Source organism: Microbacterium sp. LjRoot205 (assembly GCF_056175745.1).
Window position 1 is genome coordinate 575,239 of record NZ_JBGFFH010000001.1, and the last position, 17,898, is coordinate 593,136.

The following is a 17,898-nucleotide window of genomic DNA, read 5'->3' on the forward strand; positions in this document are numbered from 1 at the left end:
GTGGACACCTCCATCATCCTCGCGATGACTCTCGCGGCCCTTGTCGGTGTCGCACTCGGGCTCCTCGGCGGCGGGGGCTCCATCCTCACTTTCCCCATCTTCTCCCTCGTCCTGGGCATCGGAACGAGGGAGACGATCGTCTCCTCTCTCTTCGTCGTCGCTATCACCAGCGCCGTCTCCGCCGCCTTCCGTGTGCGCCGACGCGAGGTGCGCTGGAAAGTCGCCGGCGTCTTCGCGGCGACCGGCTTGATCGGGGGAATCGGTGGCGGGATGGTTGGTCAGCTGCTACCAGAAACCGTGCTCATCGTTCTGTTCGCGGCGATCATGATCGTCACAGCGATCGCCATGATGCGGCCGCGACGAGAACGCGCGGCGCGCCCTCCGACGCGGCCGGTCGTCCGTGGAATCCGAACGACAGGTACGGGACTCGGCGTGGGAGTCCTCACAGGGGCACTGGGAGCAGGCGGCGGGTTCCTCATCGTCCCCGCCCTCACCTTCCTCGGCCAGCCCATCGCCGCTGCAGTGGGGACATCGCTACTAGTCATCGCCGTGAACTCGTCCGCCGGCTTCCTCACCCAGATCACGACCGTGGCCATCCACTGGCCCATCGTCCTCACCTTCACCGCGCTCGCCGTCGCCGGATCCTTCATCGGTCTGGCACTGTCGCATCGCCTCCCGGCTGCCGGCATCCGCACCGGGTTCGGGGTTCTGGTGCTGGCCGTGGGGCTGACCATGCTCGCCACCCTCATCATTCAGACGCTCTCCGCCTGACCACCACCAGAAAGAAGCCCATGCCTCACGCGACCGACACCGCGCCCCGCACCGGGGAACACGTCGACGGATACGAGGTGCCCGTCCTCGACGAGCACGCCGTCCGCATCGCCGCCGGCATCCTCCTCGCCATAGGCATCACCGCCCTTACCATCACGCTCGCCTCCGACAGCATCAGGCCGCTGCAGATGTTCGGCATGTTCTTCCTCCTCGACATGACGACGCGCGTACTCATCAGCGACCGGCTGTCCCTCACTCTCGCCCTCGGCCGTGCTCTGACACGCCGCCGCCGTCGGCACTGGGTGGGCGCGCCGCAGAAGGTCTTCGCCTGGTGGCTCGCCCTCGGTCTCGCTGCTATCTCGTGCGTGACGATGAGCGCTGGAATGGTCCCGCTACCCGTGACTCTCGGGCTCTGCGGAGTCTGCTTCACAGTCCTGCTCCTAGAAGCCACCCTCGGGTGGTGCGCGGGATGTGCCCTGCACCAACGCTTCAGTAGGCAGCCCACCCGCCACTGCGCCAACGGCGCCTGCGACCGCTGACACTCTCGCTCCCTCACAACGAAAGGACGCACATGGGCCGCCTAACCCTCACCACCCTCGCCGTCATCACCGCACTCACGCTCACCTCCTGCGCCAGCACACCCACACCACAGGCTGACCTCGGCCCCGACGCGGTCATCATCGACGTGCGCACCCCCGCCGAGCGCGCCACCGGCCACCTCGACGGCGCCCTCCTGCTCGACGTCACGGGCGGCGACCTCCAAGCTGCGCTGCCGGACCTTGACCCCGAAGCCACCTACCTCGTCTACTGCCGTTCAGGTAACCGGGCAGGAGTCGCCATCGACCTGATGAAGCAGGCCGGCTTCACCGACCTCCTCAACCTCGGCTCCCTGGAAGACGCCGCCGCCACGACAGGCCTCCCCGTCGTGCAGCCCTGAGACGTACGTGCTCGCCCCCACGAGCACGTACCTGCGTGCACAGCACGCCACCGCATCGCTCGAGCACTGCCTCGCGATGCACAGTCGGGGCGGGGTCGCCAGATGCCCGCCCCGACTGTTCAAACCTGCTCGCCTTAGCCCACCGAAAACGATCGTTTACGGTGAGGTCAGGTGTCGTGCGCTTTCGAGGGTGCCACTAACGTTCGCCGGAAGCGCGTTTCGGCAGGCGCTTTCGGCAGCTCCCGTTGATCGCCGGCGGACGGAAAAAGTCGATGCCTACCCGTCGAACACCTCACCACTAGCAAATGCGGCATCCTCGGCTAAGAGTTCCACGAGGGGTGTTGGACACTTCGTGAGGATGTCTCGTTCTGCTGACGGCATTGGCTGCGAGCGAAAATCGGCCCTCACGTCGTAGCAGGTGTAAACCTCGCTTGGCCCGTTGTAGGCATAGCCATCATCGGTCGGGATGGCCGGTCGTGGTCCTGAGGCGATGAACACCGAGACGTGAGCGAAGGCATCCGTCGAAGAGATGTTGTAGAGGACGATGCCACCCTGCTCGATCTCGAACTCAGCCGCTGAGAGGGCGTCGCCATCCCACCGTGCGCCAGGAAGGGTGTCGAGGTAAGCCGTCGGACCATCAACTGGGGGACTGTAGAGACGCTGGGATAGAGGATCTTCGAAGGATGCGACTTGTCGCCAGAGCACACCATCTATTCCGCTGGGATAGCCATGGTATTCGACAGCGCATCCTGTGAATGTTGTCGTCGCCACGATTGCGCAGAGGAACATCGCGCCCGCTCTGCCCTTCCGCCTCATCTCCACGCTCTCACTCTCTCACTCCGAAGCTCGAGAAATGTCGGAGATGTGGTTCAACGGGATCCCCCGGAGAATAGCCGCGATCGCAGCCGAAATCGATCGTTTACGGCGCGATCCTGGCGTGTGCAACGGAAGGCCTGCCGAAAACGCGCGGCGTAACCACCAAGCGGCAGAGGTTTTCGGCTGAGCGTGCGGGTGACAGCGACGCTAGGAGCTCGCCACTAGTCAGCGTCGGGAGCTACGTTAACGTCCCAACCGCCTAACGAGTCAGGCAGCGAGCTCGTCCAGCGCAGCATGTCTTGCCAGGGAAGAGGGGTCGCATGTACGACGCTGGGCTTTCCCGCGCATAGGTCGTACCCCCATTGGAACGCTGCAATCGGCGTGATCACTCGCGGTTCGTAAACAGAGAACCGGACAAGATATGAATGGGCGCGCCATTGAAGGTCTGGCGCGTTGGGATTCGCGGGGGCGTCAAACAGCGTCGGCAGAAACCCAAGCGAACTGAAAGGACCCTGCTGGTTCAGGCTCGGCATATTGTCCAAGAACGCTGTCGAGGGCGATTCATCTGCGGGGGTCATCTCCACGAACTGAACCCAGGCGAACACAGCGTTGTAGCCGGAGCCGGCATGCTCAACGGTTGCCGTCATGATCGGGTAGCCGATGAGCCGTTCGTGTGGCACATCGTTCAGAAGGGCGTTCAGCCCAGTCTGCGAAATGTTCGTGCTCGTCACCGTGTCTACAGTGACGACGCCTGCAAACCCCTTCGACTCGAACGGGATGCGCAACACCTGACCCGTGCTCATCCTCTGAGCCTACGGTGGGTCTCATCTGACGAAGGGCATACTCCGTAGTTGTGGAGTGCCGAAAACGATCGTTTACGGCGTGATTTCGTATTCTGCTCTGCGAGGGGTGCCGCAAACGTGCACCGGAAGCCGGTTTCGGCAGACTATTTCGGCGCGCTGGAGGGCCGAGCCTCGCGCTCGATGCCGAGCTTGAGGGTCGAGGAGCGGCGGCGTCGGTGGATGACGAAGAAGGGGCGACCCGAGGCCGCCCCTTCTTCTTGCGTGAATCGTGACTCAGTGCCCGGCGCCGAGGTTTCCGGTGAGGCGGCCGTGGAACGCTGCTGCGGTGTCGTTCAGGCCTTGGATGGTGACGGTCTTCCCGTGGTTTTCGTACTTGGTGACGATGGCGTCGAGGGCGGCCACGGTGGAAGCGTCCCAGACGTGGGAGTGACTCATGTCGATGACTACCGTGTCGGGGTCGTCGCCGTACTCGAACTGGGTGGTGAGGTCGTTGCTGGAGGCGAAGAAGAGTTCTCCATCGACGGCGTAATGCGCTGTGTCGCCGTCGTCACTGAGGGTGCGGGTGACGCTGACGAAGTGTGCGACGCGTCGGGCGAACATGATCATCGCGGCCACGACTCCGAGGATGACGCCAACGGCGAGGTTGTGGGTCCAGACGGTGGCGATGACGGTGATGAGCATGACGGCGGTCTCGCTCTTCGGCATGCGCTTGAGCGTGCTCAGGCGGATGCTGTGCCAGTCGAAAGTCGCAATCGAGACGAGGATCATGACGGCGACGAGCGCTGCCATGGGAATGATCGCCACCACGTCGCCGAGCGCGAGCACGAGGACCAGCAGGAAGACGCCGGCGAGGAAGGTCGAGATCCGGGTGCGTGCGCCGGAGGCTTTGACGTTGATCATGGTCTGGCCGATCATCGCGCAGCCACCCATGCCGCCGAACGCGCCGGAGAGAACGTTCGCGGCGCCCTGTCCAAGTGCCTCGCGGGTCTTGCGGGAGTGGGTGTCGGTGATGTCGTCAACGAGCTTCGCGGTCATGAGCGACTCGAGCAGGCCGACCACGGCCATAGCCAGCGCGTAGGGAGCGATGATCTGCAGCGTCTCGAAGGTGAGCGGCACATTCGGAATGAACAGCGCCGGCAAGCTCTCGGGAAGTTCTCCCTGATCGCCCACGTTCGGCACGTTCCACGCGAAGACCACGACTGCCGCGGTGAGCAGCACGATCGCGACGAGTGGCGCCGGGATCACCTTCGTGATCCGCGGCATGAGATACATCACCAGCAGGCCGACCGCGACGAGCGGGTAGACCAGCCAGGGAACGCCGATGAGCTGCGGAAACTGCGAAGTGAAGATCAAGATCGCCAGAGCGTTCACGAACCCGACCATCACCGAGCGCGGGATGAACCGCATCAGCTTGGCGACCCCGAGCAACGCGAGGACGATCTGGATGAGTCCACCGAGCAGGACCGTGGCGATGAAGTAGTCCATGCCGTACTCACGAGCGACGGGCGCGATGACGAGCGCGATTGCTCCGGTGGCCGCGGTGATCATGGCAGGGCGTCCGCCGAGGAACGCGATCGCGACGGCCATGATGAAGGACGAGAACAGGCCGACTCGGGGGTCGACGCCCGCGATGATCGAGAACGCGATCGCCTCCGGGATCAGGGCAAGGGCGACGACGAGGCCCGCGAGGACTTCACGGGTCAAAAGGCGCGGGCTGCGCAGCGCCTGCATGACGGTGGGTTCGATGCGGTAACGCGACGCGGAGTCGCGGGTGGGGGTGACGGCAGTCATGTGCCCTCCGGGTGCTGGGCTCTCTCGTGAGAGCGCGGGAAACGAATGGGAGCGCAGCGGTGCGCAGGCGTCGGTCAGGCCGACACGGAAAGATAAGGGGAGCGGGCGCGAGAGCCGCGCCGATCTAGACTCTAACGTAACGTGAGTGTTGTGGGGAAATCAGTGGAAGACGAACACAGGACCGTCGAGACGATGCGGATCGGCGAAGTGGCCGAGCGCACGGCGCTCTCGTTCCGCTCGCTTCGACACTGGGACGACGTGGGGCTCGTGCAGCCGTCCGCGCGCACGGAGGGCGGGTTCCGGCTTTACACCGAGAAAGATGTCGATCGCATCCTCATCATCCGCAGAATGAAACCGTTGGGATACACCCTCGACGAGATGCGCGAACTCCTCGACGTCGTCGACGCCCTCACCGTCGACCCGAGCGACGTGGCGTTGCGCGCCCGGATCGATGACATCCGCGACGGCGCCGACCAGCGTCGCCAGAAACTCACGGAGCAGCTCGCCATGGCCGACGAGTTCGTGCAACTGCTCGGTCAGCTCTAAAGAGAGACGGATGCACCGCGTTGGAGGCCTCGGCCCATAGTCGATCGGTCTGCCGAAAACGATCGTTTGCGGCCGGGGATCCTCGGTGCTGGTGGGAAGCGCGACACGCCGTGCCTCGCTCCGCCGTAACCCCCTGCCGAAACCGTAGGGCACCGAAACAGGTGATGTGTGGGTTTCGGCGCAGGCTCTGTCAGCAAGAAAGCACCCGTAATCGAGGTCTAGAGGTTCACTCGTCAAACCGTCGTCGCTCATGGGCCAGTCTGAAGATCTGACTCGTCTGCGTGACCTCAGCTGGCTGCATTGCCATCCCGAGGGCGGAGCGTCAGGTTCGTCACGCGTTGTGGCTTGCCCGCAGGATCAGCGCCGCACACCGCTGTCAATCTCCCGACACTTGCTTTAGCCCGGACTAAGTCCGATCGAGCGGCGGGTAATCCGATGTAAAGCGGTTAGTCCGATCTAAAGACGTAACTCACATCGAACCTGTTGACATCCGATCCGTCCGGGTCTAACGTACAACCAAATGGTTGCACAAAGAGAACTGAGCGATGCGGAGGTCGACCGTGTGTTCCACGCACTGGCGACGTCGACCCGGCGAGACATCCTGCGCCGGACGATCGAGCGGGAGCAGTCCGTCTCGACCCTCGCCTCCGAATACGAGATGTCGTTCGCCGCGGTGCAGAAGCACGTGGCCGTGCTCGAAGCAGCGAATCTCATCGTCAAGCGCGCCGAGGGACGCGAGCGGCTCGTCCGCGCGAACCCCGAGATGATCGCCCGCGCCAGGGCGCTGCTCGCCCGATACGAAGAGCTGTGGCGGTCGCGCATCGCCCGACTCGACGAGCTGCTGGCCGAGACGCCGGCACGCTCGGGGACCGATCGGTCCGACGACGACACCATCGATGAACCACGAACCGAAGAAGGAGACTGACAATGCCTGTCACCGATGTCACCACTGATGCCGAGAACCTGACCATGACGGTTCTCGCAGATTTCGCCGCCCCTGTCGAGCGGGTCTGGGACGCCTACAGCGACCCGCGTCAGCTCGAGCGCTTCTGGGGCCCTCCCGGATGGCCGGCCACGTTCACGAAGTGGGACCACACGGTGGGCGGCAAGGCCAACTACACGATGAACGGCCCCCGCGGCGAGAAGGCTTCGGGCACGTGGGAGTTCCTGCGCATCGATGCGCCGCGCGGCTTCGAGGTGCTCGACGCGTTCGCCGACGAAGAGGGCACGCCCGACCCCGACCTGCCCTCCATGCGCATGGTGTTCACGTTCGAGCCCACGGCAGACGGCACGCGGATGGTCACCACGAGCTACTTCAGCTCGGCCGATGCACTCGAGCAGGTCGTGTCGATGGGCGCGGTCGAGGGCACGAAGCTCGCGATGAGCCAGCTCGACGCGGTTCTGCAGGACCTCCGCGACTACGCGCAGGGCAAGGGCACGCAGGTCGAGCTGCTCGACGACACCCACGTGCGCATCACGCGTCTCGTCGAGGGGCCGCGCGAGCTGGTGTGGCGTGCGCACAACGATCCCGAACTCATGAAGCAGTGGCTGCTGGGCCCCGACGGGTGGGAGATGACCGAGTGCGTCGTCGCGACCGAGGTGGGTCAGACCTACCGCAACTCGTGGGCGCCCGTGGGTGACACCGAGGGGCAGGCGTTCGGATTCGAGGGCGAGGCGCTGCTCATCGACGCGCCCCGGCGTTCGGTGCAGACCGAGCGGATGGTCGGGATGCCGGTCGAGACGCTGAACGACCTGAACCTCTATGAAGAGGACGGTGCGACGCTGATCACGCTCTACATCGAGTACCCCGACAAGGAGACGCGCGACATGATCCTCGCCACCGGCATGGCCGACGGCATGGAGACCTCGTACGCACGCCTCGAGCGGGAGCTGCTCGCGGTCTGACGTTCACAATTCAGCATGAGGAGGCGGTTCTCACGAGAACCGCCTCCTTTCTGCTGGCTTGCCGGCTCTCATGCTGAATTGTGAACGAGCAGCGGCGACGAGGTCAGAGTGCGGCCGTGCGATCGGCGCGGCGCGGGGTGCGCGTCGACCAGATCGCGAGTGCGATGAGCACGGGCTGGAAGAACAGCCGCACGAAGCGCTTCATGTCGGTGTCGAGGCCGAAGGCGTCGCGGTGCTCGACCCACTGCGCGATGTTGCCGGGGAAGACGGCGACGAAGAACAGCGCGGTGATCACGCCGACCAGCCCCCGACGCTTGCGTGCGACGAGCAGGGCCGCACCCAGACCGACCTCGACGACGCCCGAGGCGAGCACCGTCACGTCCGGATCGAGCGGCACCCAGTCCGGCACCTGCGCCTGGAACTCGTCTCGCGCGAAGGTCAGATGCGAGACGCCGGCGAAGAGGAGGAAGGAGCCGAGGAAGATCCGACCGACGGTACGCGCGACACTCTTCTTGGGCATGGTGCGAGTGTACGCGGGCTGTGCGGCGGAAGCCCCGCGCGCCTCAGATCAGGCGGCGGAGCGCCTCTTCGAGCGAGATGCCCTGCGCCTCAGCGCTGTCTCGCAGGCGGGCGTGCTCATCGGACGAAAGCGCCAACTGCACCACGATCGGGTCGTCGACGGGGGCATCGAGGCCGTCGAGCAGATCGGATGCCTCGGCCCACAGCGGCTCGGCGATCGCCGTCTGCGCGCTCGTGGTGGCAGCAGTCGAGACAGGAGGGGAAGCGGATGCCGGAGCGGCCGCGGCGATCGGTGCGGATGCCGCGACGGCGGCCCCGGCATCCGTCGCCATGGTGAATCCGGGCCCGCGGCGCGGCTCCTGCTTCGCCTGGTAGGCCTTGGCTGCGGCGTTCGCGCGCTCGTCCGCCGCCTCGTTCAACGGGTGACCGGCATGACCCTTGACCCACGAGAATTCGACGTCGCGCCCGCGGATGGCCTCGTCGATGCCTTCGAGCAGATCGCGGTTGAGCACCGGCCCGCCGTCCGACTTGCGCCAGCCCTTGCGCTTCCAGCCCGGCATCCACTTGGTCACCGAGTCGATCACGTAGCGGCTGTCGCACTCGATCATCAGCTTCTCGGAGATGCCTGCGGTCGCCTGCAGCAGCTCGAGCACGGCCCGCAGCTCGCCCTGGTTGTTCGTCCCGTGCGGCGAACCGCCCGCGGCCCAGTTGGCGTCGTCGATGTACCAGGCCCAGCCGTTGGGGCCGGGGTTGCCCAGGGCGGAGCCGTCTGCGGCGGCGGTGATCGTCATCCCTCAACCGTAGCCGCGCGCGGCGACACCGCACGCTGGCCGGCGTCTTTCGCGTGCTGCCCGCCCGCGGCATAGTGTGGAGTGATGCCTTCCGACTTCACATGGAATTCCTGGATCGGCAGCGCGGTGGCGATCGGCACCGCGATCGTCGTCGCCGCAGCCGCACTCGCGCTGCTCGCTCTGGTCGCCAACCTGATCAGCCGGCGGGTGCCGTGGGTGCGTGATCTCGCCCGTCGGGTGCGCAACGCGATGATCGTGGCAGCGGCGGTGGTCGCGATCTGGATCGCCGCGTCCGTCACCGAACCCGCGGAGCAGTCCTGGTGGCCATCGGTGTCGAGGATCTTCTTGATCGCCACCATCCTGACCGGGTCGTGGCTTCTCGCCGCATCGGTCTCATTCGGCTTCGAGAGGCTCATCGACCGTGAAGAGGCCGTGCTCGTCGGTCCGGAGGCGCGCCGTCGGCGCACGCAGCTGCTCGTCATCCACCGCCTCGTGCTGGTCACGATCGCCGTGCTCGCATTGGGCACCGTGCTGTTCACGTTCCCCGAGATGCGTGCAGTCGGCACGAGCCTTCTCGCCTCCGCCGGAATCGTCAGCATCATCGCGGGCCTTGCCGCGCAATCGATCCTCGGCAACCTGATCGCAGGCGTGCAGGTCGCGTTCACCGATGCGATCAAGGTCGGCGATGTCGTGGTCATCCAGGGCGAGTGGGGGCGGGTCGGTGAGATCAACCTCTCGTACGTGGTCATCTACGTCTGGGATGAGCGGCGACTCGTCGTCCCGTGCAGTTACTTCACGACCACGCCGATCGAGACCTGGACCAGGAAGTCCGACAAGATCCTCGGCACGGTCTATCTGGATCTCGACTGGCGGGTGCCGATGGACGAGCTGCGCCAGGAGTTCCAGCGCATCGTCGAAGCGTCGCCGGCGTGGGACGGGCGGTCGTGGGACGCGGCCGTCACGGATGCCCAGGGTGGTTTCGTCACCGTGCGCCTGGTGATGTCGTCCAAGGACTCGGGCGATCAGTGGACGCTGCGCTGCGAGGTGCGGGAGAAGATCATCGGCTGGCTGCAGCGAGAGCACCCCGACGCGCTCCCGCGAACACGGGTCGACCTGGCCCCGCAGCTCGCGGACTGAGGCGCAGCGAGGCCGACGTCAGTCCTCGGGTTCGGGGTCGGGTTCGCCGTTCTCGGTCGAGGACGACTCGGGCGCGGGCGGCGCGACGGGGAACGCGACCGAACTGACCGACACACCGGGACCGAGTCCCAGGCCGATCGACAGCGGGTCGACGGCCGACACCTCGTCGAGCACCTCAGACTCCGTGCGTTCGAGCGGCTCGGAGGGCAGAGTCCACTGGTTCTCTTCTTCGTCGGTGCGCTGCTGGAAAAGTCCCATGGGTCCCATTCTCGACCTGCCCCGCGGCAGGGAGGCCGGATTCACACCGGATTGGTCGGTTCAGACAGTCGGTGCAGACGGATGCCGTCAACCGACGCGACGGAACGTGAAGTACCCCGCGACATGGCCGTGGTTGACGACGCCGGTGCCGGTGCTCAGCATGCGCGCCGAGGTCGTCGCGCCGGATTCCACGAACGTGTAACCGGTGTGCTCGAGACGCCACCCGATTCGCTCGACTTCGCTGAGGAAGTAGCCGACGTGGTCGTCGCTCACGAAGTCGTTCTCCGCGGAACCCCACGACGAGGGCTGGCCGGTCAGTCGGCTGACCTCGGCCTGCAGGTGCAGCAGCGCATCGCCGCGGTCGTAGGCGTCGCGTGACAGCTGCAGCAGGCGCGTGGCCTCTTCGCTCGTCGGCATGATGTCCCCTCTTGTCGTCATTCCTCAGCGATGGTGGTTCGTCGCGGGCGCCTCGCTCGGTGCGGCGCGTCAGGCGGATGCCTCACGGACGGCGTCGACGAGTTCTCGCCACGGGCCGTCCAGTGCGGAGTCGGGAAGCTCCCGCTCGCGCTCCTCTGACGGCGTGCGCACTCTGATCAGCCAGACGAAGCGGTCTGCTCCCGAATCGGTGTCGCTGTCGGCATCCCACGGGCAGCTGTCGACCATCGCGATCCAGTGGTGCGTCTCGGCGGGATCGGGTTCGACCTGCCATTTGCGACGGATGCCGGCGATGCCGCCCGTGCGCACCACCGCGATGACGACCTGCGGATCAGTCGGTGCGGGGGACTCGCTCATCTTCATAGACTCCCACGGTCGCCCACGCACGTCGAGCGGCTGCGGCCGTGGCGTCGTCGATGGCGGATGCCGCGGCGACGGTCGCGTCGGCGAACTCGGTGAAGCTCGCGGTGCTCGACAACCCGCCGGTGAGCGCGCGATACCAGACGGTTCCTGCGGTCTCCCACGCGTTGCCGCCGAGGTCGATCGCGAAGAGGGCGAAGGCGCGATTGGGGATGCCGGAGTTGATGTGCACGCCGCCGTTGTCTTCGGTCGTGCGGACGAAACCGCTCATGTGCGCCGGCTGCGGATCTTTGCCGAGCTCGTCGTCGTCGTAGGCGGTGCCCGGCTCGATCATGGAGCGCAGTGCGCTGCCCTGCACGGCATCCGTGAAGATCTCGGCACCGATGAGCCAGGTCGCATCCGCTGCGCTCTGCCCGAGGAGGTGCTGCTCGGTGAGAGCGCCGAAGACGTCGGCGATCGACTCGTTGAGCGCACCCGGCTGCCCCTGGTACTCCAGGTTGGCGGTGTACTGCACGACGCCATGCGCCAGCTCGTGACCGATGACGGTGGTCGACGAGGTGAACCCGACGAAGACCTCGCCGTCGCCGTCGCCGAACACCATGCGCTCGCCGTCCCAGAAGGCGTTGTCGTAGTCGATGCCGTAGTGCACGGTCGCATCGAGCGGCGCGCCGGCGTCGTTGAGCGAGTTGCGGCCGAAGGCGGAGAGCAGCATCTCGAACGTCGCCCCGAGGCCGTCGAACGCCTCGTTGACGGACGTGTCGGCGACCGGCTCGTCGTCTTCACTGCGCACGATCGCACCGGGGAGGGTCTGCGTGTTGCCCGCGTCGCTGATCGTGCGGTTGGGGGCATCGGAAAGCTGGGCGACGAGGTCGCCGTTCTCGTCGATCGAGAGGTCGAGCCGTGCGCGGAACGGCGGTCTGCCCGCCGTGAGCGTCTGCCGCGCGGCGGCGGCGGCGCGAGGGTAGCGGCCCGACTCGGCGAGGCGCGCGAGCAGGTAGGACGGGACGACTCCTGGGGTTTCGGTGTGGCTGCTCATGTTCAGACCCTACGCCGGGGGTCCGACGTTCCGGCAAGGGCCGGCGCGCGTCGGACGTGGACGAAGCGCGTACGCCCGTCACGGTGAAAAGCGCCCAGAAGTCCCAGTTCTCCGCATCCAGACGGCGCACACGCCCACGGACTCCCCCATGCACGCGGACTTCGCCGTGTCGTCCGACCTGCCCGAACTCCCACGCACATCGCCTCGATTTGAGATTGAGAATCGTTCTCAATAGTGTGGAGTCTCGTGACCCCCTCTCCCCGCGCCGGCCGCACACTCGTTCTCGCTTCGCTGCTCGCCGCCGGTCTGACCGTGACCTCGTGCGCAGCATCCGATGCTCCTGCACCCGCCTCGAGCGCGGCGGTCGCGCCGAACGACGGGGTCGACGGCGGGGGAGCCGCCGAGGTCGCATCGCCGGCGCTCGCACTCGTCATCGCCGACGCCGACGGCGAGCTCACCCTGCTCGACCTCGAGACCGCAGAACGCTCGACGCTCGCGGATGCGGATGCGGATGCGGATGCCGTGCTCGGCGTCGGCCGTTTCGCCCACCTGATCCATGTCGACGGAGACGGCACCCGTGTCGACATCATCGACTCGGGCCGGTGGACGGTGCCGCACGGCGACCACACGCACTCTTTCCTCGGCGATGCCGGCATCACCGGGTCGATCGACGGAACCGGCCCCGCCGACATCCGGGTCGGCGACACCGCCACCGCCGTCCGCTTCGGCAGAGAGGTCGCTCTCGTCGATCACGAGAAGCTCGCCGACATCGAGGACGCCCCACGCGTCACTCTCCCCGTCGATCCGACCGGCCCCGTCGTCCCGTTCTCGGGACACCTCCTCGCGGCCGCAGGCGAGATGATCCACATCGTCGACACCGAGGGCACCGCGACCGGCGTCGGCGCGCCCTGCACGAGCTCGACCGATGCCGACCTCACCCGCGTCGGCGCCGTCTTCGCCTGCGACACCGGAGCGGTGCTCGTCACCCGACAGGTCGGGGGAGCGCTCGCCGCTGAGCTCATCCCGTATCCGGTGGGATCCGCGCCGGCCTCCGACCTCGCCGGACGCGCCGACCGCCCCGACCTCGCGGGCATCGCCGCCGACCAGGGCGCCTGGTTGCTCGACGTCAGAGCCCGCGAATGGATGCTGCTCGCCACAGACACCCCGCTGCTCCGAGCCGCGGCGATCGGCGACGACGAGAGCCGCACGGTCGTGATCGCGACCGACGGCACTGTGCGCGTGCTCGCTCCGGACGGCACCGAGCTCGCCAGGACAGAGCCGCTCCTCGCGGCATCCGCCTCCGACCCCTCCCTGCGCGATCGGGTGCAGCTCCTGGTCGACGCCCGCCATGCCTATGTCGCCGACCCGGCGACCGGAGCCGTGTTCGAGATCGACCACGCCGACGGTGCCGTGACCCGCACCCTCGACGGCCTCGATCCCCATCAGATCCAGCTCGTCGGCTGAGCCGCACCCGAACTCATCGACGGCGTCCGTCGTCACGCGCAGCCTGCGCACCCACCCAGAAGAAGGAGAACCCCATGCATCGACCTGCCCGCAGCCGCCTCGCGGCCGGCGCGATCGCCGCGCTCGCCGTGGTCGCGCTCGCCGGATGCGCGACCGCAGCGCCATCCGCGTCCGGAGAAGCCGAATCCTCATCGGCGCACGAGGGCGACACGAGGGTCGCCGTCGCCTACGACGGCGGCATCGTCGTGCTCGACGGCGAGACCCTCGAGACCGTCGACTCCGCCGAGCTCGACGGATTCCTGCGCGTCAACCCGGCCGGCGACCATGACGGACACGTCTTCGTCACCGCGGCCGACGGCTTCCACGTGCTCGACACCGGTCTCGCGTCCGACACCGTCGAGTTCACGGGCGAGGTGTTCGACGCCGTCACCCCCGGCCACGCCACCCCGCATGCCGGGCGCACCGCGCTGTTCGACGACGGCACCGGCGACGTGACCCTCTTCGACACCGATGCCGTCGGCACCGGAACCCTGCCGGAGTCGCAGACCGTCGAGTCGGAAGCGGCTCACCACGGCGTCGCCATCGAGCTGTCGGACGGCACGCTGTTGTCGACCATCGGCACGTCGGAGTCGCGCAGCGGCGTGCGTCTGCTCGCCGACGACGGCTCGGAGCTCGCCCGCGACGAGCAGTGCCCCGGGGTGCACGGCGAAGGCGCCCTGAAGGGTGAGACCATCGTGTTCGGCTGCGAAGACGGCGTGCTCGTGTTCGCAGACGGCGCCTTCACGAAGCTCGACGCGCCCGACGCGTTCGGTCGCTCGGGAAATGCCTACGTGACTGACACCAGCGCGATCGCAGCGCTCGACTACAAGTCGGACCCCGATCAGGAGGGCTACCTGCTCTCGCAGCTCGCGCTCGTGGACACCGATGCGCAGACCCTGTCCGTCGTCGCCCTGCCCGAGGGTGTGGAGTACACCTGGCGCGGGGTCGGCCGTGACGGCCACGACAACATCATCGTGCTGGCATCCGACGGCACGCTCAACGTGCTCGACGAGGCCGGCGCTGTCGTCGATTCGTGGGATGTCATCGAGCCGTGGGAGAGCCCCGAAGAGTGGCAGCAGCCGCACCCGGGCCTGCGCGTCGTCGGAGACATCGCGTACGTGACGGAGCCCGCGGAGAACCGCATCCTGGCCGTCGACCTGCACACCGGCGAGATCTCGGCCGAGGCGACGCTCGACGTCGTGCCCGGCGAGTTCGTGGTGGTCGGCGCCGCCGGACACTGACCCGGTCAGAGCCACCGGAGCCATCGGATGCTGAGGGGCGGGGCCGTGCGCGGTCCCGCCCCTCAGCAGTGAGGCGTTCACAATTCAGCACAGACAGCGACTCGGGAAGCCGTTTTTCCCGCTGTTTCGGCCCGCCTCTCGTCGACGACGCCGATTCCTGCTGAGTTGTGAACGCCGACCGGCGGTCCGCGGTCCAGCCTTCCCAGGAAAGCACCGCGCGATCTCGCGTAAAATCGGCACAATGACCGATGCCCCCTCCGACGCTGCACCCGACCTCGGACCCGGCATCGACCCCGAAGATCTGGCCACCACGCTGCGGGTTCTGTCCGAACTGCACCAGATCGACAACGAGCACCCCGACTTCGTCGCCGTGCGCCACGCGACCGCCGCGATGTTCAAGGCCGTCAAGCGCGTGCGTCGCAAAGAGATCCGCGATGCCATCGCCGACGCCGACAGGGCCGTCGTCGCCCGCACCGCCACCGGTGCCCCCGACCGCATCGACGACGAGACCCGTGGCCACGACCTCGCGACCAGTGTCGTCGACGCCCCCATCGCGGGCGAGCTGCTCAAGCCCCGCAACTGCTACATCTGCAAGCAGCCGTACACGGTGGTCGACGCGTTCTATCACCAGCTCTGCCCCGACTGCGCGCGCTTCAGTCACGGCAAGCGCAACGCCCGCACCGACCTCACCGGCAAGCGCGCGCTGCTCACCGGAGGCCGCGCCAAGATCGGCATGCACATCGCGCTGCGGCTGCTGCGCGACGGCGCCCACACGACGATCACGACGCGCTTCCCCCGCGATGCGGTTCGCCGCTTCTCGGCGCTGCCCGACTCGGGCGACTGGCTGCACCGCCTGCGCGTGGTCGGCATCGACCTGCGCGACCCCGCCCAGGTGATCGGGCTCGCCGACTCGGTCGCCGCGCAGGGTCCGCTCGACATCCTGATCAACAACGCGGCGCAGACCGTGCGCCGCTCGCCGGGCTCGTATTCACTGCTGGCGGATGCCGAACTGCAGCCGCTTCCCGACGGACCCCTGCCCGAGATGGAGACGTTCGGGCACACTGTCGACCCGCACCCGCAGGCGCTGCAGGCCTCGGTCGACTCGCACCCGCTGCTGTCGGTCGCGGCCCTCGGCGGAACCGTGGCCGCGCAGGGCGGCCAGGCGCTGACGGCCGAAGACCTCGCACGTCTCGCGATGGCCCCCGGGTCGTCGTCGCTCGAGAAGCACGCAGACGGCACCGCGATCGACGCGGGAGGTCTCGTGCCGGACGTGAACACCTCGAACAGCTGGGTGCAGTCGATCGACCAGGTCGATCCGCTCGAGATGCTCGAGGTGCAGCTCGCCAACACGACCGCGCCGTTCCTGCTGATCAGCCGCCTGCGTGCCTCGATGGCCGCATCGTCGTCGAACCGCAAGTACGTGGTCAACGTCTCGGCCATGGAGGGGCAGTTCTCGCGCCGCTACAAGGGCCCGGGCCACCCGCACACCAACATGGCGAAGGCCGCTCTTAACATGCTCACGCGCACGAGCGCCGGCGAGATGCTCGAGACCGACGGCATCCTGATGACCGCCGTCGACACCGGCTGGATCACCGACGAGCGCCCGCACTACACGAAGGTGCGTCTGGCCGAGGAGGGCTTCCACGCCCCGCTCGACCTCGTCGACGGAGCCGCCCGCGTGTACGACCCGATCGTGCGCGGCGAGGCCGGCGAAGACATCCACGGCGTCTTCCTGAAGGACTACGAGCCCAGCCCCTGGTGACTCGGGCGGCCGCACACCCGGTCGTCTGGCTGATGAGTGCCCGGATGGCTGGGTGATCGGATCGGCCCGGTCAGCCCGACGGGAATCGGTCAACTGGGTGGGGTGCGGGAGGCGACCACTCGGCCGGCGTCAACGAGCGCGGAGCTCGAGGTTCGCGGACGCCCAGGTGCCCAGCTGATCGAGGATGGGCAGCAGCCCCTGGCCGCTGTCGGTCAGCGAGTACGAGACCGTGACCGGCGGGCCCGCGTCGACCGCGCGGGCGACGAGTCCTGCCTCGGCGAGTTCGGCGAGACGGTCGGAGAGCACGGTGTCACTGATGCCCGAGACTGCGCGGCGCAGTGAGACGAAGGTCGAAGAGCCCCCGCCGAGCGACGAGACGATCATGCCGTTCCAGCGCTTGCCGAGCACGCTGAAGGCCAGTGTGACGGCGGCGTCGCACACGTGACGCCCTTCGTCGATCTCGGCCATGGCCCCATCATACCTGTGCTACGTTAACGCGAGTCGCTAAGAAAAACAGAGCGACTACGCAAACGAAAGGCACCTCCATGTCCCTGTTCCGCCTCGACGCCAGCATCCTTCCTGCGTCGTCCGCCAGCCGTTCGCTCGCCGACCTCGTCGAAGCAGAGTGGACGGCATCCCACCCCGACTCCACCGTGACCCGCCGCGACCTCGCCGCCGACCCCGTGCCCGCGACGGCATGGGCGGATGCTGTGACCGGCGGCTTCGTCGACGAGGCGCAGCGCACCGACGCCCAGCGTGCGGCCCGCGCTCTCGCCACGACCTTCGCCGACGAGCTGATCGCCGCCGACGCGCTGCTGTTCGCCGTGCCGCTCTACAACTACGGCGTCTCGCAGCACTTCAAGACCTGGTTCGACCTGGCGTACACCGATCCGCGCATCGACCCCCAGGGCACTGCGCTCCGCGGCAAGCCCGCGACCCTCGTCACCGTGCTCGGCGGCAACTACGCACCGGGAACCCCCAAGGAGGGTTGGGACCACTCCACCGGATGGCTGCGCCGCGTGCTCGAGGACGTCTGGGGCCTCGACCTGCGCGTCGTCGAGCGGCCCTTCACGCTCGTGGGTGTGAACCCGGCACTCGACGCCTTCGCCGACACCGCCCGCGAGCTCAAGGAGAACGCCGAGCAGTCGGCGCGCACCTACGGCCGCGAGCTCGCTGCACTCCGGGGCGAGCAGGTCGCCTGACCCGGCATCCGGAGGGGCCCGTCCCATCGGGGCGGCCCCGATCAGCGGCGGCCCGTCTGCAGGATCACAGCACGGATGCGGGACT

At 67.4% G+C, this 17,898-nt stretch carries 21 protein-coding genes; 11 read left to right on the forward strand and 10 right to left on the reverse strand.

All coding sequences use genetic code 11. From position 1 onward, the window contains the following. The 3 genes from AC04ME_RS02875 to AC04ME_RS02885 are packed head-to-tail and all read left to right on the forward strand — an operon-like array spanning position 1 to position 1,708. Positions 1 to 771 carry a sulfite exporter TauE/SafE family protein gene (locus tag AC04ME_RS02875; RefSeq protein ID WP_475433490.1) on the forward strand — a complete coding sequence of 257 codons (771 nt, stop codon included), beginning with the start codon at positions 1 to 3 and terminating at the stop codon, positions 769 to 771. 20 nt (positions 772 to 791) lie between these two features. After that, the gene (locus tag AC04ME_RS02880; RefSeq protein WP_042538248.1) at positions 792 to 1,310 is read left to right on the forward strand and encodes a DUF4395 domain-containing protein; all 519 of its coding nucleotides are present in this window, start codon (positions 792 to 794) and stop codon (positions 1,308 to 1,310) included. Between the two features lie 32 nt (positions 1,311 to 1,342). Next, positions 1,343 to 1,708 (forward strand): rhodanese-like domain-containing protein, encoded by a 366-nt coding sequence (locus AC04ME_RS02885; RefSeq protein WP_042538246.1) that lies wholly within the window; start codon positions 1,343 to 1,345, stop codon positions 1,706 to 1,708. 276 nt (positions 1,709 to 1,984) lie between these two features. Here the strand turns inward: AC04ME_RS02885 and AC04ME_RS02890 are convergent, their stop codons facing one another. From AC04ME_RS02890 to AC04ME_RS02900, 3 genes are all read right to left on the reverse strand, one after another. Next, positions 1,985 to 2,530 (reverse strand): hypothetical protein, encoded by a 546-nt coding sequence (locus AC04ME_RS02890; protein ID WP_136057006.1) that lies wholly within the window; start codon positions 2,528 to 2,530, stop codon positions 1,985 to 1,987. Between the two features lie 215 nt (positions 2,531 to 2,745). Beyond that, on the reverse strand, positions 2,746 to 3,327 hold the full coding sequence (locus AC04ME_RS02895; RefSeq protein ID WP_042538244.1) for a hypothetical protein: 582 nt from the start codon (positions 3,325 to 3,327) through the stop codon (positions 2,746 to 2,748). A 273-nt stretch (positions 3,328 to 3,600) separates the two neighbouring features. Beyond that, entirely contained in the window at positions 3,601 to 5,118 is a 1,518-nt protein-coding gene (locus AC04ME_RS02900; protein WP_042538242.1) for a SulP family inorganic anion transporter, read from the reverse strand. Positions 5,119 to 5,310: 192 nt separating this feature from the next. On the opposite strand from AC04ME_RS02900, the gene AC04ME_RS02905 reads away from it, so the two are divergent. The 3 genes from AC04ME_RS02905 (at position 5,311) to AC04ME_RS02915 (ending at position 7,569) form a co-directional block, all read left to right on the forward strand. Further along, positions 5,311 to 5,664, forward strand: coding sequence for a MerR family transcriptional regulator (locus AC04ME_RS02905; RefSeq protein ID WP_042538356.1), 354 nt, complete (start codon positions 5,311 to 5,313; stop codon positions 5,662 to 5,664). A 520-nt stretch (positions 5,665 to 6,184) separates the two neighbouring features. Next, entirely contained in the window at positions 6,185 to 6,589 is a 405-nt protein-coding gene (locus AC04ME_RS02910) for an ArsR/SmtB family transcription factor (RefSeq protein ID WP_475433494.1), read from the forward strand. 2 nt (positions 6,590 to 6,591) lie between these two features. Continuing rightward, positions 6,592 to 7,569, forward strand: coding sequence for an SRPBCC family protein (locus AC04ME_RS02915; RefSeq protein ID WP_475433496.1), 978 nt, complete (start codon positions 6,592 to 6,594; stop codon positions 7,567 to 7,569). A gap of 103 nt (positions 7,570 to 7,672) precedes the next feature. Here the strand turns inward: AC04ME_RS02915 and AC04ME_RS02920 are convergent, their stop codons facing one another. Then, a complete protein-coding gene (locus AC04ME_RS02920) occupies positions 7,673 to 8,089 on the reverse strand; it encodes a DoxX family protein (RefSeq protein ID WP_056375373.1) in 417 nt (138 codons plus the stop codon). Positions 8,090 to 8,132: 43 nt separating this feature from the next. Further along, on the reverse strand, positions 8,133 to 8,879 hold the full coding sequence (locus AC04ME_RS02925) for a ribonuclease H family protein (RefSeq protein WP_056375374.1): 747 nt from the start codon (positions 8,877 to 8,879) through the stop codon (positions 8,133 to 8,135). Between the two features lie 84 nt (positions 8,880 to 8,963). Between AC04ME_RS02925 and AC04ME_RS02930 the strand changes: the two genes are divergently transcribed. Beyond that, on the forward strand, positions 8,964 to 10,016 hold the full coding sequence (locus AC04ME_RS02930; RefSeq protein WP_475433498.1) for a mechanosensitive ion channel family protein: 1,053 nt from the start codon (positions 8,964 to 8,966) through the stop codon (positions 10,014 to 10,016). Between the two features lie 18 nt (positions 10,017 to 10,034). Here AC04ME_RS02930 and AC04ME_RS02935 read toward each other — a convergent pair whose 3' ends face one another. The 4 genes from AC04ME_RS02935 to AC04ME_RS02950 all read right to left on the reverse strand — a co-directional run bounded on the left by AC04ME_RS02935 (position 10,035) and on the right by AC04ME_RS02950 (position 12,105). Continuing rightward, a complete protein-coding gene (locus tag AC04ME_RS02935) occupies positions 10,035 to 10,274 on the reverse strand; it encodes a hypothetical protein (protein ID WP_475433500.1) in 240 nt (79 codons plus the stop codon). Positions 10,275 to 10,361: 87 nt separating this feature from the next. Beyond that, complete coding sequence (locus tag AC04ME_RS02940) at positions 10,362 to 10,691, reverse strand: hypothetical protein (RefSeq protein ID WP_042538227.1); 330 nt, start codon at positions 10,689 to 10,691, stop codon at positions 10,362 to 10,364. A 69-nt stretch (positions 10,692 to 10,760) separates the two neighbouring features. Beyond that, positions 10,761 to 11,066, reverse strand: a complete 306-nt coding sequence (locus AC04ME_RS02945; protein ID WP_042538225.1) for a protealysin inhibitor emfourin — start codon at positions 11,064 to 11,066, stop codon at positions 10,761 to 10,763. Further along, positions 11,041 to 12,105, reverse strand: a complete 1,065-nt coding sequence (locus tag AC04ME_RS02950; RefSeq protein ID WP_056375377.1) for a M4 family metallopeptidase — start codon at positions 12,103 to 12,105, stop codon at positions 11,041 to 11,043. The genes AC04ME_RS02945 and AC04ME_RS02950 overlap by 26 nt, the downstream gene beginning before the upstream one ends. Before the next feature lie 246 nt (positions 12,106 to 12,351). Here AC04ME_RS02950 and AC04ME_RS02955 point away from each other — a divergent pair, with 246 nt between their 5' ends. From AC04ME_RS02955 to AC04ME_RS02965, 3 genes are all read left to right on the forward strand, one after another. Further along, the gene (locus AC04ME_RS02955; RefSeq protein ID WP_475433503.1) at positions 12,352 to 13,569 is read left to right on the forward strand and encodes a hypothetical protein; all 1,218 of its coding nucleotides are present in this window, start codon (positions 12,352 to 12,354) and stop codon (positions 13,567 to 13,569) included. Positions 13,570 to 13,643: 74 nt separating this feature from the next. Then, positions 13,644 to 14,849 carry a hypothetical protein gene (locus AC04ME_RS02960; RefSeq protein WP_475433505.1) on the forward strand — a complete coding sequence of 402 codons (1,206 nt, stop codon included), beginning with the start codon at positions 13,644 to 13,646 and terminating at the stop codon, positions 14,847 to 14,849. Positions 14,850 to 15,090: 241 nt separating this feature from the next. After that, positions 15,091 to 16,611 carry an SDR family NAD(P)-dependent oxidoreductase gene (locus tag AC04ME_RS02965; protein WP_311877211.1) on the forward strand — a complete coding sequence of 507 codons (1,521 nt, stop codon included), beginning with the start codon at positions 15,091 to 15,093 and terminating at the stop codon, positions 16,609 to 16,611. Between the two features lie 129 nt (positions 16,612 to 16,740). Here AC04ME_RS02965 and AC04ME_RS02970 read toward each other — a convergent pair whose 3' ends face one another. Further along, positions 16,741 to 17,079, reverse strand: coding sequence for a winged helix-turn-helix transcriptional regulator (locus AC04ME_RS02970; RefSeq protein ID WP_475433507.1), 339 nt, complete (start codon positions 17,077 to 17,079; stop codon positions 16,741 to 16,743). Positions 17,080 to 17,156: 77 nt separating this feature from the next. Here AC04ME_RS02970 and AC04ME_RS02975 point away from each other — a divergent pair, with 77 nt between their 5' ends. Beyond that, positions 17,157 to 17,813: an FMN-dependent NADH-azoreductase gene (locus tag AC04ME_RS02975; RefSeq protein WP_475433509.1), complete on the forward strand. Its 657-nt coding sequence runs from the start codon at positions 17,157 to 17,159 to the stop codon at positions 17,811 to 17,813. The last annotated feature ends 85 nt before the right edge of the window (positions 17,814 to 17,898 follow it).